The following is a 16,671-nucleotide window of genomic DNA, read 5'->3' as shown; positions in this document are numbered from 1 at the left end:
AGAAAAAGGGAATCGTAATTCGTTTCTGAAAAGATAAATTGAAACTTACAAACGAACTTTTTAAGAAATTATGATTAAAAGAGGGTATATGTAACGGGAAATTGCTTTCAACGGTTTCGTCCTCCCCACTTTCGTCAGTGGGCTCTGATTCTTCTATAGAACTGAATACCGATAAAAAATCGTAAGGAAGAGTGGATCTTGGTTCTTGAAAAACTATATTATGAGAGCTCTCTTGATTTGCCTCAGAGAAAGAACTATTTATTCTTTCAGTTTCAGAAGTAAAGCTACTGCCTTTAACTAAAACAGAAGTAATTAAGAATAGACCACAAAACATTCCTAATAATTGGAATGCCCGGCTTATTTTAATATTTCTGTTCGAGGTTTTCATATCTATCACAAATCTACTAAACCATTTTTGAATATTGATACTGTTGTATCAACCACTCTCTGTTGATTTCTGATAAATGCAATATATTGCTTTACAATAATTTATTGATTATCAATAAATTACAATTATAAAAGCATAAAAATTATTGGAATAATTAAATGTAGGAGCGCAAATTTTTAATGACATTTTAACTGCTCACAGCATTGATAAAAACGAATTCAGATTGATTCAAGCTCCTTAAATTAATAATAGAGCTTCACCACATCATACCCAAACCTAAGTATCAATCCAAAAACCACAATCAGGAATATTATGCGCACAAAGGAGTTCCCTCGCAGAATAGCTATCTTACTACCCACATAAGCTCCTGCCATGTTGCAAATCATCATCGGGAGAGCTATCTGAAACACCACAAAACCTTTGCTGACAAAGAAAATCAGAGAGGCTACATCGGCTATTACATTTATCACTTTCGAAATGGCCGAAGCCGACAAGAAACTGTAACCAATGATACTTACAAAGCCAAACACTAACAGGCTTCCTGTGCCCGGCCCCACAAATCCATTATAGAAACCGGTTACCATACCTATCAGCAAGCCATAAAAAGGAACAATCGACAAAGTGAATCGAAGCTTTTCTTCATGACCCAAGTTCTTCTTCCTATAGGTATAAATAGCAATTACACTCATTAAAACCAGAATAGTTGGTTTCAAGATACTAGCACTCATTAAGCTTGACAGCAAAGCGCCTGAGTAAGACATAATAGCTGCACCTATTCCCGCATACGTTACGGTTTTCCAGGGAATCTTTACTTTTTTGGCATACTGATAACCTGCCACGGCAGTACCCATGAAAGACGAAAAGCGATTGGTGCCTATCACCTGAGGAACGGAATAATGCGGGAACAATATAAACAAAGCGGGGACCTGCACTAAGCCGCCCCCGCCTACAATGGAATCTATAAAACCTGCAAAAAATGCAGCTATACAGGCAATGACTGTTGTTTCGAACATTGGATTTATGGAGAATGGAAAAAGGAACAGGGAGAAAGGGAAACATCGAAATTCAGTACATAGCAGAACTCCATTCTCCTTTCTCCTATTATCTTTCTCCAACTATTGCGACCACTCAGTCGGGGTTCTGTCCCAACGATGGCTTTTGAGTTTTAGCCGAAGGTTTTCATCTAATTTTTTGCCGTCACTGGTGCCGATATTGGCATCAACATGGCGAATCTTTCTCATACCCGGTATAATGGTGTGTACATCATCATTACCCAGAATAAACCGGAGAGCCATTTCAGGCATGGTCAGGCCTTCAGGTACCAATGGTTTCAGTGCATCGGCATGTTCGACACTCGGAATCAGGTTTTCAGGCACGAAATAAGTAGAGCGCCAGTCGTCGGCAGGGAATACAGTATCTTTGGTCAATAAGCCTGTAAGCGTGCCTTCATCAAAAGGTACCCGGGCAATTACAGCGATGTCGAGTTCGCGGCAAAGTGGAAACAGCTTATCTTCCGGATTCTGATCGAAGATGTTATAAATCACCTGCACTGAGTCTATCAGGCCAGTTTTAAGAGTTTCTAAAACATTATCTGGCTCCCAGCGATTCACACTCACACCGAAGTGCTTTACCTTACCCGCCTGCTTCAATTTGGTCACTGCTTCTTTCCATTCATCGTTACCTGCCCAGGCATCTTCCCACACATGAAATTGCTGCAGATCAATGCAATCAACTGCCATATTTTTCAGACTTTTCTCGGTATATTCAATGATATGCTCGGCAGGGAAACAATCCTCCAGAAGAAAGTGGGATTTTGACGGCCACGTGAAATTCTTGGGTGGAATTTTAGTGGCTGCATACAAACGTCTGTCAGCATATTTTTTTAATACTCTTCCTAAAATCTCTTCACTTTTGCCCTCAGCATAACCCCAGGCCGTATCGAAAAAATTACAACCTAGTTCAACTGAGCGGTCAAGCGATTGTCCTACTTCGTCCTGATCAGAGCCTGTCCAACCAGCCAGACCCCACATACCGTATCCTATTTCACTGACATTCCAGCCAGTACGTCCGAATCTTCTATACTCCATAAAATAAGTATTAATTGATAATTTTATATGGTTATTAATGCTTGAATAAACGCCAATTCAGGATTTTCTTTTCTTTCGCGAGGTGATAATCCATGCTATGAGACCTGTTAAAAACAACGCGATGGTAATACCAAAGGTAATCCATTTGAACATCCCTGCCGATGACGCAAAGTTTGCAGCCTGGTCTGCCCTTGCCGGGAAAGCATTGAGCATGGTAATAATCCCTGCATTTTCAGCTAAATCGCCGATGATGACTAAAAGCGGAAAAACATTGAATTTCTGGATGAAACTATCTGCCGGAAATGCTCTTTTGAATACAAAACTTAATAGTAATATATTGGTAATCGTATAAACAACCGGGTAAATGATATCAATAAAGGTTTCCACAAGGAAGTAAGCCTTTCTACCTTCTTCTCCGTAAGCCGATAATAAGTTGTAGGCTTCCTCGGGAGTGAATCCGAATTTTAAATCTAAAACGCCTAGTACTTTCTGTGGATCAAAAATAGTTTCCATGTAGGGCAACACCCCTGCAGAGATTATCATTTGAGATACAAAGAAAATCAGAATATTACGACCCGTGGCATATCGATGAGCCAGGTTTGAAAGTGCGGTAATCATTGCCAGGTTAAATTAGTTGAAAGGTATACACAAATATAAAGAAACCAATTTATATAAAACTGAATAATCTTTCTTATTCCTCTGGTGTCCCGGGCAATATAGCAGTTCCGGAGAAGATTGTTCCGGCTCTGAAAATAATTTTACGTTAAATATCACGAGTAGTTTAAAAAAAATTAAATTTGCACACTACCAGACTCCGTAGCTCAGTTGGTAGAGCAACTGACTCTTAATCAGTGGGTCGAGAGTTCGAGCCTCTCCGGGGTCACAAGCTAAAAGCCCTTTTATATACGAAAAGGGCTTTTTATGCTCTATGAATTTTTATCGGTCCAGGGCATTTGATGGATCAGCCCGAACTCTACGGGAGCCGGGAAGATTGAAAGTTTTATCCGACCTGTCAGGTACGGTTTTACCGGCAACGCATCATCAATGATTTGCATCATTAAAAAAATGGCCCCATCTTAGTATAAAACATATCTCGGAATGAAACTATCCTTCAACAAATTAAGGATTCTTTTACATAGGATTTTATTCAAATTCAAAGTTGATAAAACCACCAAGCTTGAGAGGCTTTTACAGGTAAATCTCCAGGTAAATTATTCACAGATGCTTAATTCTTCTAAACATCTGCCTTCCTTTGATATAGTCGAATTCTCCTCCTACTCTCAAAATGGAGAAGACGGAATATTGCTTTTCATTTTTTCAATCATCGGATCTATCTCTAAGAAAGTGGTCGAAATTGGGTCAGGCGATGGTATAGAGTGCAATGCGGCTAATTTGATAATAAATCATGGCTGGCATGCTTTGTTGATAGATGGCGATAAAAGCAATGTAGAAAGGGGCAGAGCATTTTATCAACATAGAATTACTGATTCCTGGCAATTTAACAGAACACCCCCGAAAATAGTACATGCATGGGTAACGGCAGAGGGCGTTAATGATTTGATCACATCCAATGGGTTTTCAGGCGATATAGATTTGTTGAGCCTTGATATCGACGGAGTAGATTTCTGGATTTGGAAGGCTGTTACGGAAATTAGTCCACGTGTTGTCGTACTTGAATATAATAATCGCTGGGCGGCTGATCGATCCGTAACTGTCCCGTACAAAAAAGATTTTGTTGGAACCGAAGTTACCGTAGAGGGAGAGGGTTATTTTGGAGCCAGCCTGATGGCATTCACGAAACTTGCTAAAGAAAAAGGTTATCGCCTTATCGGCGCTAACAGTCCGAATACAAATGCGTTTTTTATGAGAAACGATGTAGGACTTGACATTTTTCCTGAAGTAAATGTATTAACGTGTCTTAGTTCGCATTATGCTTTAACTCAGCACGCATCCAAATATCATTTAATAAAAGAAATGCCTGTCGTTGAGATTTAATAAACTACCGGCCAGCCCTGGAAAGCCGTGTTCGCTCAGCAAACAGGGTACGTTATGCATCGATTGCAACACTAACGCATTCCGGCCTGATCCCGGATTAAGAACACGTGCCGTTTCCTCATTCCCTTAAGTTACGCCGCGTATTGCTTTTTGATTCTACCTTATTGGACGGGTCTGTGTCAGGGAATAATTTCCTCTATTTCTGACGATACAATACCTGATTAGGATAACCCTTCACCACACTCATCAACTTACGCGCTTGTTTAGCGGGACAGCAGTAAATTTAATGTCCCAATGATCCAGCTTCTCATCTATTGAACGTTTAAACCTGCCATAATCTACTTCGACAGGGCGTTTCCTGTTGCTGAGATTTTCCAACTGGGTACGTAAGGTGATGGAAGAAACCGTCTCCCATTTTATGTGGACAAACGCTACGATAAGACCATTGAGGCCAATGATAACTGCTAGCAGTCGACTATAAATTTTTGCCGCTTTAATCGCTTTACTTCGCAGTATTCGTTCTATATATCCCATCCAGAACAAAAACAATGGCAGTAAAGGTGCGAGCCTCTCCGGGGTCACCTGATAATCAAGCACTTATGAGATATTTCTTATAAGTGCTTTTTTATTGGTGCTGAAATTAATAAAGAATCCCACCACTGTTTAAGCAGATAACGCCATCTGCTGTTGTTCTTTTTGAATAATACCCCACTCATTAATTTTTTCTAATGCGGGCACCAGGCTTTCGCATGCTTTGGTTAAAGTATACTCAACACGTGGAGGTATTTCAGGAAAAATATGCCGGCTAATTAAGCCATCGTCTTCTAGCTCCCTCAATTGCTGCGAGAGCATTTTATCGGTAATAGATGGCAGTCGTTTTTTCAACAAACTGAACCGGTTGTCTTTCTGACTAATATAAGCAATAATTAATATTTTCCATTTTCCTTCAATCATGCTCATGGCAAATTGCAAAGGGCAATTGCTCAATAATTTTTTATCGTTTATAGTGGCCGTTGAGTTCTCTTTTCTCATTACTTTCTTTTTAGATAGTATAATACAATTCAGAATGTACATAACAAATATATAGAATAACTTTACTTTTGCAAAGTCAATCGTGACCATTCTCTAAAAGAAATAAAATATTTATGAAAGCAATTCAATTTAAAAGTTTCGGCGAACCAACGACCGTATTGGAAATTGTCGAAAAAGCTATTCCTGAACCTCAAGCCGATGAGATTGCCGTTAAAATGCTCTTACGCCCTATCAATCCCTATGAATTACTGATTGTCAGAGGGAAATATAGTTTCAAACCTGATTTGCCAGACACACCGGGCTTTGAAGGGATAGGCGTTGTTCAGAAAATAGGAAGTGCCGTTCAAAACATCCGGGTTGGGCAAAAAGTACTAACAATGGCGTTGGCCGGTACCTGGCAGGAAATAGTGGTTGGTAAAGCAGGTAGTTTTTTACCACTTCCTGAAAACATTTCAGACGAATCTGCTGCTTTGATTGCCAACCCGCTCACCTGCTACATTATTCTAAAAGAAATTTTCAAAATTAAGCAAGGCGACTGGTTATTAGATACCGCTTCTACCACCCATATAGGCCGGTTACTGATTCAGTATTCAGCTGTTTTAGGTTTCAACCTGATTTCTGTGGTAAGAAACGCGAATCAGGCGGAAGAGTTGGCACAACTGGGTGCTAAAAATATCATTAATCTTGAACAGGATAACTTAGCTACTGCTGTCTCGGGATTCAATGCCGCGGGTGTTGATTTTGTCCTTGAATCTCTTGGCGGAGAAAATGGTGCAATGGCAATAAATACGCTGAAATTTGGTGGCGAGGCCATTTTGTTTGCTAAACTAAGTCAGCAGAACCTATCCGTTGACTCCAGCATTATTATTGGTAAAATGCTCACTATAATGGGTTATACGAGCCTTTACTGGTTCAAGCAGAGTACGCCTGAAAAGCAATATGAAGTAATTTCGTCCGTGTTGAGTCTATTGGCGCAACAGAAAATTGTACCTCCGGTTGAAGCGATCTACCCTTTTGAAGACTTCAAATCGGCAATTGATCACTCTGAAAAGTCGGGTAGAAAAGGTAAGATTCTTTTGAAATCCTCTGCCAATTAATTTAACACGTTAAAACGCATTTCCGGATATGTTTGACTTGAACATATCCGGAAAATGTCAAGGCCTAATAAACCATGTTTATTTTAAGGATAAGTCTTTAATGAAACAAACAATTCGTTCTGCTTCCGTAAATCCAACCTTAGTATGGAAAGCTATACTTTGTAGATTAGTAATGACAGAATCTGATGCTATTTGCTTCAAGCCTTTTTCAATAGCCCAATTTTCTGCAACGCTCATTAATTCTTTCCCAATACCCTTCTGTTGATATGCGGGTTTCACATAAATTCCTTCAATATATGCAACGGGCAATTCTGTTGCACCTTCCACATAATCATTCCGGATACTTATATGAATAAATGCGACATATTGTTCTTTATCTTTTACGATATAACAAATTTCATTTTCAGCATCTACGATACTTTTATAGTCTTCAAATTCCTCATCAAATGAGCAATCAGTCCATAATTCCAAAACAAGTTCAATCAGTGGTTTGATATTGTTAATGGAAAGTTTTTCAATAGTCATTTTTTGTCTTTGTAAATAGCTTACTCTTTAACAAATATGTATTATAGGAATAATATCAACTTAATAATTCTTTCAGCACTACATCTTCATCATCAATCAAATTAAAAATAGTTTTTCCTTCCCGATTTGGAATATTTTTGTCTGCTCCGGTCTGAAGCAAAAGTCGGACACATTCCAGATAGCTTGACATTTCTTTCTTATTACTGCTATATAAACCATGCACAGCCCAAAAAAGTGGTGTTGATATGAAGTCGATACATTTTCTGTTAATTTCTGCATTCGCTTGTATCAATCTTTCTACAACTACGGGTCGGCCACACCAGGCAGCCCAATGTAAAGCCGTTCCGCCATGGCATCCCGGATGGCTTATTATTGCTCCGTGTTCGATGTATAAAATTGCTACCTGGTCGGCATGCAGGCTTGAGGCAGCCACAAGCGGAGTATCTTTTTTTTCTATCATATTGCCGCCATTAATATCTGCTCCAAACTCCAGGAATACTTTTGCCATTTCTACACCCTCTTCGTCGGTATAAGTATTGCTATAAACACCATCGCAAATCCGGTGCAGTGGATGCGCCTTTGTTGTGTTTGTTTCGTCATAGGGTAAGCCTTCATTCGCAAGGCTCGGATTTTCAGAAAGGGCCTGCCTTAATCCTTCCAGATCTTTGCTATCTATTAGTTTTTTTATTGATATTTCCATTAGAGTATAGGATATTGAATAACCTTTATAGGTATAATAGGAATAGATAATTATCTATCTGTAAATGAACATTTTCAACCCCTGTTTCAACAAACAATATACAAAATTTCTTTAATTATTTTCATGGATAAAATTTATGATTCTCATCATTAAACACATTCTATTTGACCTTACGGTATTGTTTTAAAGTTAAAAATCAAGTATTTTTCGGAATCCATTCACAATCACAATGAAAAAGAATTTACTCTCTGCAATTTTACTGTTGCTTTCTTATTATCAATGCTACGCTCAGGAGCCGATACCGGTTGTTGAATGGGCTGAACCATATTCTGGAGGAACTAATGGCGGAAGTATTACGGCTTTTCAAGGCTCTAATGACTTATTTGCTTTAATTAAAGGACAAAATACGATAAGTGGTACCGCTAGTATAAGTAAATTCAATACAGGTGGATTGATAAAGGATCAATTTATTCATTCTGAGGGAGGGTCTTCAAATGCTCCGGTTATTTCTCAATATGCTTCGCAAGATGGCGGAGTGCTCGTCTATATTTTTTTGGGCTCAATTCTCAGGAAATATAATGACACCCTCAATTTGAGTTGGCAAAAAACAGTCAGTTATACTGTTCAAAATGCTACTGCCACTTCGGCAAACGGCTTTTATTTATTAATTAAAAGAACGGTAAGCGATAGTACGGTTTCAGAAATTAAACGAATAAAAAATGATGGAACCGAGGAGTGGACAGTTGCTTTAACAGGATTTGCAGATGATATCAATGACATAGAGACAAGCAGTGACGATGGTGTAATAATAGCAACCAAAAATGGATTACGGAAATACTCTTCCGTCGGAGCATTGGTCTGGTCTAATACCACAATTCTGGGGGGATATCAATTGGCACGCTCTGATAATTCTACCTTATACCTTCTGACCTACAATAATCTAACAAACACGCGCAATGTTATTCAGGTTAATACTGCAAACGGGACTGCCAACTGGACAAAATCGTTAGTCGGAGAAAGTATCACTGATTTTGAAAGAACATCTGATAATGGTTGTGTCTTTAGTACAAATACAGGTCTTTATAGATATAATTCAGCAGGAATACTTCAATGGAAAAACACTAGTTATACTTCCTGCAAGATTGCAATTACCGGAAATGACAAAATCTTTGTAATCCAGAATAATTCGATTTTCAAACTCACTTTTGCTAATGAGTTGGTATGGAGCAAAAGTTTTAATAGTAGTTATTACATTATTAACGACATTATTGACGCTTCAGATTTTGGTCTGTATGTAACCGCAGCAAAAAGTGGAAGTAGCATCACTAATGCTCCCGATTTTGTTCTTTTTAAGCTGGCGCCTCCTACCAACCCATGCAAGACATCATTTGAGATTACCGGACAAAACACCATTTCCTGTAAAGTGGGTAATATAGCAATGACATCAAATTTCGGTAAGGTATCTATGGAATACATGAGCTATCTGACTGATTTCTCTTTTCAATGGTATAAAAATAACACCCCGATAGCATCGGCAAATAGTTATTCATATACTGCCACCCAAAGTGGTAAGTATCGCCTGGTAGTTACACAGCAGGGTTGTCCAAGCACTTCCAGAACCGTTGAACTGAATATAGTCAACGAAACTCAGCCGGTAATTGAATCCGAGGGTACTCAGTTATGCCTTGGTAATTCAGTTTCTTTACATGCCAAAGGTTGTGATGGTGGCACGGTGGTGTGGTCAACAGGAGCCCGAGGCCTGAATGTTTTGGTTAATCCATTGGTAACCACTACCTATACTGCCGTCTGTGAAAAAATGATGAATAGTGAGACCTGTCAAAGTTTTGCAAGCAACAGTATTACTATTACTGTTCTTGGTTCTTCCAATTTGAGAATCGCGGAAGTTACAGGTAAAAAGGAATTCTGCGAAAACGATTCTACAAAACTCGAGCCGGTCATTACAGGAGGAATACCTCCGTTTTCATACATCTGGGCCAGAAATTCAACAAATCTTTCCAACGAGCCAAAGCTGCCTGTAAATCAGGAAGGCAACTATGTTTTACATGTCTTTGATAGTATCGGCTGCTATTTCAGGACAGACTCTATCCCGGTTAAAAAAAGAGCAAATCCCTTGGTTCCAGTTATCAGCCAGCCCGCGAATACAATTATATGTTACGGAGAAAATCTGTTACTTACAACCTCTGCAAAAGAGAGCAGTTATCAATGGTTCTTGAATAACCATGAAATTGCCGGTGCAATCAATCAATCTTATGCTGCCACTTCTGCCGGAAGCTATCAATTAAAAGTAACCAATGCTTATAATTGCTCAACTACTTCTGCAATTCCGCTGGTTGTCAGTGCATCCAACCTGAGAATTACTGAAATTTCAGGTAAAAAAGAGTTCTGTGAACAAAGTTCTACAGAGCTTGAGCCTGTGGTTGCAGGCGGCCACGCTCCTTTCACCTACAGTTGGGTTAAGAATTCAACAAATATTGCCAATACATCTAAACTATCTGTCAATCAGGAAGGCAAGTATGTTTTATATGTTTTTGATAACATCGGCTGCTCTTCTAAATCAGACTCTGTTACGGTCAAAAAAAATGCGCTTCCCGCAATTCCTTCTATCAACCAACCGGTGCGCCCCGTTATTTGTAATGGGGAAAGCGTAGTGCTCACCACCAACGCCCAGGTAACCGGCTACCAATGGTTTTTGAATAATAATGAAATAAACGGCGCCGTCAATGCATCTTATACTACTTCAACTCCCGGCGCATATCAATTAAAAGTAACCAATGCCTCTAATTGTTCGAGCATGTCTGAGACTCCTGTAGTTATCAATTTATCGAGCTTAAAAGTTACCGGGATATCAGGTAAAAGTGAATTATGCGAAGGCACCTCTACTCAATTAAATGGCATTATAAGCGGGGGCACCACTCCTTTGGTTTTTCAATGGACAAAAAACTCTGCTAAGATTTCAAACGAGGCAACAATACTGATTAGTGATGAAGGGAAATATGTATTATCAGTTTCTGATAATATCGGGTGTACTGTAAAATCAGATACACTAGCCGTTAAAAGGGTAGCCAACCCTGAAGCACCGGTGATAGCATCTTCTTCAGGTACTCAAATCTGTGTTGGAGGCAGTACCATTATAACCACCTTATCGAAAGAAAGCGCTTATCAATGGCTCATGAATAATACTGAAATAAATGCTGCAACAGGACAGTCTTATACCGCTACCAGCGCCGGAGATTACAGATTAAAAATTACTAACGCGAATGGTTGCTCCACTTCATCTACCAATTCCATTACCATTAGTGAAATCGTTATTCCTCAACCAACCATCAAGCAATCTAACGATAGTCTCATATCTAGTGCTGCCAGCGGTAATAAGTGGTATTTTAATAGCATTGAGATGTCATCTACCAGTCAAAAAATTAAATTTACAGAACTGGGCAGCTATCAGGTAAAAGTGTTTGATAAAGGTTGCGAAAGCCTGATCTCTGCTGTTTTTCAGCCTTCGTTATTAGCTAACGAAGAAGAAAAATTCTATCTGCAACTTTACCCCAACCCTACTGCTGATAAGGTATATCTAAAGTCTGTTAAACTATTTACCTATAAACTCGTAGATATCACCGGGCGATTAGTGGGTTACACCGCTGTTAAACAGAATGCCCATACTATTGATTTCTCCGGTTTCAATTCAGGTAATTACTTTATCGTTCTGGAAGAAGAAAATGGAAATATTATGGTGAAGAAGGTAAATGTGAGTAGGTAGTAGTGTATAAGTGTCAATCCTATTTAAAATTTCATATTCTACGGCTTTCAAGAGGCATTTAAATTCCTTCTGTTTACTTTTACTTATGTTATAAATTTTAGATTCCTTTCTTATATAAAGAACCAATATTTGGTACAATAATATCCAGATTATGCCCGAATTGTTATTTATATCATAATAAGCGTTGTTTTGATTCTAAGAATTAATTATTTTTCGGAATCACTAAACAACTACATGAAAAGATCTCTATTTTTTACAATTATACTGCTGTTTCCTTTATACTTTGGTTATTCACAAGAACAGGTCCCGGCTGTTGAATGGGCTGAACCGTTTAAAAAAGGAATAGATGATTTAACTATCTCTACATTTGGAAACTCTAACTTTTTTTATTCGCTTGCAAAAATACAAAAATCAAATAGTAGTGATATTAGCATACGTAAATTTAACGTAGATGGTTTGGTGAAGAACCAGTCTATTTTCTCTACAGAAGGCTCTTTCATTTCTCCTACAATACAAAATTACTCTTCTAAAGATGGTGGAATATTAATTTATGTGGCATCCATAGGAGTCCTTAAAAAATACAACTCTGATTTAGATCTTACATGGGAAAAACAAATACCTTATACCATTGAAAAAGTTGTAGGAACCTTTGATAATGGCTTCTATTTTTTATGTACAAATTTAGTAAATGATAAACCCATGGCCTATTTAAAAAAAATAAAAGACAATGGGAGTATCGAATGGGAAGTTGATATCAACATAATAGCGAATACAGTAACTGCCATACAAATTGCGGATGATAATGGACTTGTGATAGCAACTACGTCCGGATTGATAAAATACTCTGCAGAAGGTAAGCAAATTTGGTCAAAAAATAATATTCAAGGTATTTATAACCTTATTGAGGCAGATTCTTCATCTATATATGTATTAGAGGCTATTAATGGCCTATCATCTGGAGTTCAAAGAATAAACACCTTAACAGGTAAAACAATATGGGGATTTTCAGGGTCAAGTAACATTATTTCTAATTTCGAAAAAACCTCTGATAATGGGTGCATAATTACATCAAGTAATGCATTATATAAATATTCTTCACGCGGTAAAATACAATGGTCAAATAGTAATTTCAATAATGCAAGAATAATCAGTTCAAAAAATGGTGAAGTGTTTGCAATTAAAAGCAATTTCATAACAAAGTTCAGCGCGAAAGGTGTCACGTTATGGTCCAAATACTTTACATACGATTATAGTTTTCTTAATATACATAATTCATCTGATGAGGGCCTTTATGTCACTACCAAAAAAAAATCAAGTGCGGCAACTGGTAGTCCAGAATATATTATTATCAAATTGTCTCCCCCCGGTAATTCTTGTAAATCTAACTTCAACATTACAGGTGAATCTAGCACTTTTTGTAAAGAAGGTGATTTGCTACTAACATCCAAAATAGGAAACACATTATTAAAAGATATTCTTCCAGTTGAAAATTTCACTTTCCAGTGGTATAGAAATAACACTGCAATAAAGTTAGAAAATACTTATAACACTCATTCCTATACCGCTAAACTTGCCGGAAGTTATAGCTTAACTCTAACACAAGAAGGCTGCACGTATTCTTCTCATAAAGTTGAATTAGCATTCGTTAATGCTACTGCACCTAAAATCTCAGCGGATAACATTGAGGTTTGCGCAAATTTTCCTGTGAATTTAACTGCAGATGGTTGCAATGGTATTGTAGTTTGGTCAAATGGGGAAAGAGGTCAAAAAATAAAAGTCACTCCTCAAACGACGACATCATATACAGCTTTTTGCGAAAGTACATTTAATAATCAACCTTGCTTAAGCCCTGTAAGTACTGCATTTAAAGTAACTGTTATAAAAACTTCATCTTTAAAAATAAACAATATATCAGGAAATAAAGAATTTTGTGAAAACACTTCAACATTATTGACAGCAAGTATCAGCGGTGGCACACCTCCGCTAACATATAATTGGATAAAAAACAGAACAAATTTTTCGGAAAACTCTAATATAATGGTTAATGAAGACGGCAAATATGTTTTACACGTATTTGATAAAGTTGGATGCACCGTAAAGTCTGATACTCTGTTAATTAAAAAGATATCTGGCCCAATTGCACCACTTATAGAGTCTTCTCCAAGTACATTTATTTGCAATGGCAATAATGTAAATATAACTACAAGTTTAAAAGAAAAATCCTATCAGTGGTATCTAAATGGAACAGAAATAACAAATGCCATCTTCCAATCATATACGGCAAAAATACCCGGCAAATATGAGTTGAAGGTAACCAACTCTAAAGGTTGCTCGACTACATCCACTAATTCAGTTACCATCAGTGAAATCGTTATTCCACAACCAACCATCAAGCAATCTAACGATAGTTTGATATCAAGTGCTGCCAGCGGTAATAAGTGGTATTTTAATAGCAATGAGATGTCATTTACAAGTCAAAAAATTAAATTTACCGAACTGGGTAGCTATCAGGTAAAAGTGTTTGATAAAGGTTGCGAAAGCCTGATTTCTGCTGTTTTTCAGCCTTCGTTATTAGCTAACGAAGAAGAAAAATTCTATCTGCAACTTTACCCCAACCCTACTGCTGATAAAGTATATCTTAGGTCTGCAAAGCTGTTTACCTATAAACTTGTAGATGTTACCGGGCGATTAGTGGGTTATACAGCTGTTAAACAGAATGCCCATACTATTGACTTCTCTGGGTTCAATTCAGGTAATTACTTTATCGTTCTGGAAGAAGAAAATGGAAATATTATGGTGAAGAAGGTAAATGTGAGTAGGTAGTATTTTACTGCCAGATTTCTGTCAAAGAAAGTCTCCGCTATCTTATACTATTTAAGTTTTAGGTGCTTCATAGCATTAGAACTTAATAATAGAATAAGACCGGCAATCATTTTTTCTACATTAGTGAGTATTTTTCTCCCCTATGTTACCAGTAGGTGTATGCCTGTTTGCAAAACACCGGCGCATGCCTAATTGCTTGCAGGCATACGTTTATGCCCGATTTTAATATCCACACTTATACGCTTAGTGTTCCATTGGCATACTTTTTTATGTCTTTACAGTAAAAATATGGCCGAAAAGGGAAAAACAACGCAAATCTTATATTCTCTCAGGCAGAAACTAACTTATGTAATATTAAAACACACAATCTCATGAAAGTTCTTGTTAAATCACTCGTTATCTTTTTTGCCGTTACTTCTTTGGCGTCATGCGTCACAAAAAAGAAATATGTAGCACTAAAAAATGAATATGATCGCTCCCAAACCGATTTAGTAAAATGTGGAGATCAGGTACAGGACTATAAGGACCGTCTGGCAGCAGCCCAAAGAACATCTGAAAATCAAACTCTGGCTTCGCAGAACGCCATTCAGCAACGTGACCAACAGTTGACCTACTATAAAGATCAATTGGAAGACCTGAAAAAATTGCGTGACAAACAGTTGGAACAAGTCGGAGATCTGACGGTATTATCAAAAGCCGCCAATGCCAATATTGATAATACGTTGTCACAAATGCAACAAAAAGATCAATACATTAATCGGCTTCATGCTGCAAGAACCAAGACAGACTCCATTAATCTAGCCCTGGCGGTGAATCTGACCCGTGTACTGAAAGATGGCATTGAAGATAAAGATATTGAAGTGAAAGTTGATAAAACGGTTGTGATGATTAATATTTCAGATAAGATGTTATTCAGCAGCGGTAGCTTTAAAATTTCTCCGAGAGCTAATGAAGTGTTAGGAAAAATTGCTCAGATTATCCAGTCGAGACCTGAATTAGAAGTAATGATTGAAGGTTACACTGATAATGTGGCCATTAAAAACGAATGTGTATCCGACAACTGGGATCTAAGTGTGAAACGTGCTACTTCAGTGGTTCGTACACTACAGGGTCAGTTTAAGGTAGACCCTAATAAGCTGATTGCCGCCGGCCGTGGAGAATATAATATGCTGACAAGTAATGATACAGCCGAAGGACGGTCAACTAACCGCAGAACCAGAATTATTCTGATGCCAAAACTGAATCAGTTTTATGATTTATTAGGCTCAAATAAATAATAGATAATAAAGTCAAGTCTTTAAACAGAGCTGTTTTCTCAGCTCTGTTTTTTTTGTTGTAATCTTCCCTTTTGGACATTTGTCTGTCATTTTTGCTTTTTAGCCTGCCAATTTTGCATCAGCAAATTGATTTAAAACTTATTAAAATACAGGCTATCATGGAAAATTTCAACACAGAAAAAACAATCGGCAGATTATTAATTACAGGGGGTATCTTATTATTTATTCCTTATACAATACTGGGTATTATCTTCGACTATCCGGCTATTTTAAGGCAAGACACGGGATTCATTCTTACTAAATTTCATGAGGGAGGCACACAGCTTATCTGGACATGGTTTACGTTTGCCATAGTAGGTTTACCTTTCTTGCCTGCCTACATATTGCTAGGCCAGAAACTGGAAAACAAATTCTCATCTATCCGTTGGGCTACTGCCATAGGAGTAATTGGCTTGATAGTGCAAATGATTGGCTTATTACGCTGGACATTCGTAGTGCCTGTGCTGGCCAATCATTTTGTGCACGGCAATACTGCCACAAAAGAAGCGAGTAAAGTCATTTTTGAGGTTATACACCAATATGGCGGTGTAATTCTTGGCGAACACCTGGGACAACTGTTCACAATCATCTGGACTGTCATGATTACACTTGCCTTTCAAAAACTCAAACTATTTCCTAGATGGATTATTGGTTTAGGATATATTTCATCAGGAATTTATCTGCTGGCGCAAGCAGAATTGTTTGCTACAGTAATGCCCGATTTCCCGGTTTGGGATATGGCCGGATTCATCGGCAGTACTTTGTGGCTGATCTGGCTGATTATCACCGGAATCATGCTCCAACGCAAATCAATTAAAGCATAATTGTACTTAGAACATTCACTGCATAACGAGGTTTTTTTCTTCTGCGAAAAAAACCTCGTTATACTTTTAGGGGTATTCCAAAAAATAATTGTCTTATTTGTGCAAC

The 16,671-nt window shown here is 37.9% G+C and carries 12 protein-coding genes and 1 tRNA gene; 7 read left to right on the top strand and 6 right to left on the bottom strand.

The features are described from left to right. Positions 1–630: 630 nt before the first annotated feature. From AC1RRY_RS01200 to AC1RRY_RS01190, 3 genes are all read right to left on the bottom strand, one after another. Positions 631–1,401, bottom strand: coding sequence for a sulfite exporter TauE/SafE family protein (locus AC1RRY_RS01200; RefSeq protein ID WP_492818794.1), 771 nt, complete (start codon positions 1,399–1,401; stop codon positions 631–633). A gap of 102 nt (positions 1,402–1,503) precedes the next feature. Next, positions 1,504–2,475 carry an aldo/keto reductase gene (locus AC1RRY_RS01195; RefSeq protein WP_492818796.1) on the bottom strand — a complete coding sequence of 324 codons (972 nt, stop codon included), beginning with the start codon at positions 2,473–2,475 and terminating at the stop codon, positions 1,504–1,506. A gap of 57 nt (positions 2,476–2,532) precedes the next feature. Beyond that, positions 2,533–3,093 (bottom strand): hypothetical protein, encoded by a 561-nt coding sequence (locus AC1RRY_RS01190; protein ID WP_492818798.1) that lies wholly within the window; start codon positions 3,091–3,093, stop codon positions 2,533–2,535. 192 nt (positions 3,094–3,285) lie between these two features. Between AC1RRY_RS01190 and AC1RRY_RS01185 the strand changes: the two genes are divergently transcribed. Both AC1RRY_RS01185 and AC1RRY_RS01180 read left to right on the top strand, forming a co-directional pair. Next, positions 3,286–3,358: transfer RNA gene (locus AC1RRY_RS01185), tRNA-Lys, on the top strand. A gap of 215 nt (positions 3,359–3,573) precedes the next feature. Next, complete coding sequence (locus tag AC1RRY_RS01180) at positions 3,574–4,470, top strand: hypothetical protein (protein WP_492818800.1); 897 nt, start codon at positions 3,574–3,576, stop codon at positions 4,468–4,470. A gap of 663 nt (positions 4,471–5,133) precedes the next feature. Here AC1RRY_RS01180 and AC1RRY_RS01175 read toward each other — a convergent pair. Beyond that, positions 5,134–5,502 (bottom strand): winged helix-turn-helix transcriptional regulator, encoded by a 369-nt coding sequence (locus tag AC1RRY_RS01175; protein WP_492818802.1) that lies wholly within the window; start codon positions 5,500–5,502, stop codon positions 5,134–5,136. Between the two features lie 113 nt (positions 5,503–5,615). On the opposite strand from AC1RRY_RS01175, the gene AC1RRY_RS01170 reads away from it, so the two are divergent. After that, positions 5,616–6,599 carry a zinc-dependent alcohol dehydrogenase family protein gene (locus AC1RRY_RS01170; RefSeq protein ID WP_492818804.1) on the top strand — a complete coding sequence of 328 codons (984 nt, stop codon included), beginning with the start codon at positions 5,616–5,618 and terminating at the stop codon, positions 6,597–6,599. Positions 6,600–6,677: 78 nt separating this feature from the next. Here the strand turns inward: AC1RRY_RS01170 and aac(6') are convergent, their stop codons facing one another. Next, positions 6,678–7,124, bottom strand: a complete 447-nt coding sequence (gene aac(6') / locus AC1RRY_RS01165) for an aminoglycoside 6'-N-acetyltransferase (protein ID WP_492818806.1) — start codon at positions 7,122–7,124, stop codon at positions 6,678–6,680. A gap of 55 nt (positions 7,125–7,179) precedes the next feature. Further along, complete coding sequence (locus tag AC1RRY_RS01160) at positions 7,180–7,824, bottom strand: ankyrin repeat domain-containing protein (RefSeq protein ID WP_492818808.1); 645 nt, start codon at positions 7,822–7,824, stop codon at positions 7,180–7,182. A 229-nt stretch (positions 7,825–8,053) separates the two neighbouring features. On the opposite strand from AC1RRY_RS01160, the gene AC1RRY_RS01155 reads away from it, so the two are divergent. From AC1RRY_RS01155 to AC1RRY_RS01140, 4 genes are all read left to right on the top strand, one after another. Beyond that, entirely contained in the window at positions 8,054–11,602 is a 3,549-nt protein-coding gene (locus AC1RRY_RS01155) for a T9SS type A sorting domain-containing protein (RefSeq protein ID WP_492818810.1), read from the top strand. A gap of 234 nt (positions 11,603–11,836) precedes the next feature. Then, positions 11,837–14,425 (top strand): T9SS type A sorting domain-containing protein, encoded by a 2,589-nt coding sequence (locus tag AC1RRY_RS01150; RefSeq protein WP_492818812.1) that lies wholly within the window; start codon positions 11,837–11,839, stop codon positions 14,423–14,425. A gap of 371 nt (positions 14,426–14,796) precedes the next feature. Continuing rightward, a complete protein-coding gene (locus AC1RRY_RS01145) occupies positions 14,797–15,702 on the top strand; it encodes an OmpA/MotB family protein (RefSeq protein ID WP_492818814.1) in 906 nt (301 codons plus the stop codon). A gap of 158 nt (positions 15,703–15,860) precedes the next feature. Continuing rightward, positions 15,861–16,565 (top strand): DUF4386 domain-containing protein, encoded by a 705-nt coding sequence (locus AC1RRY_RS01140; protein ID WP_492818816.1) that lies wholly within the window; start codon positions 15,861–15,863, stop codon positions 16,563–16,565. Positions 16,566–16,671 lie beyond the last annotated feature (106 nt).

Source organism: Emticicia sp. GW821-FHT11C11 (genome assembly GCF_058808615.1).
The sequence above is the reverse complement of the archived record's forward strand: the minus strand, read 5'-3'. Positions and strand labels throughout refer to the sequence as shown.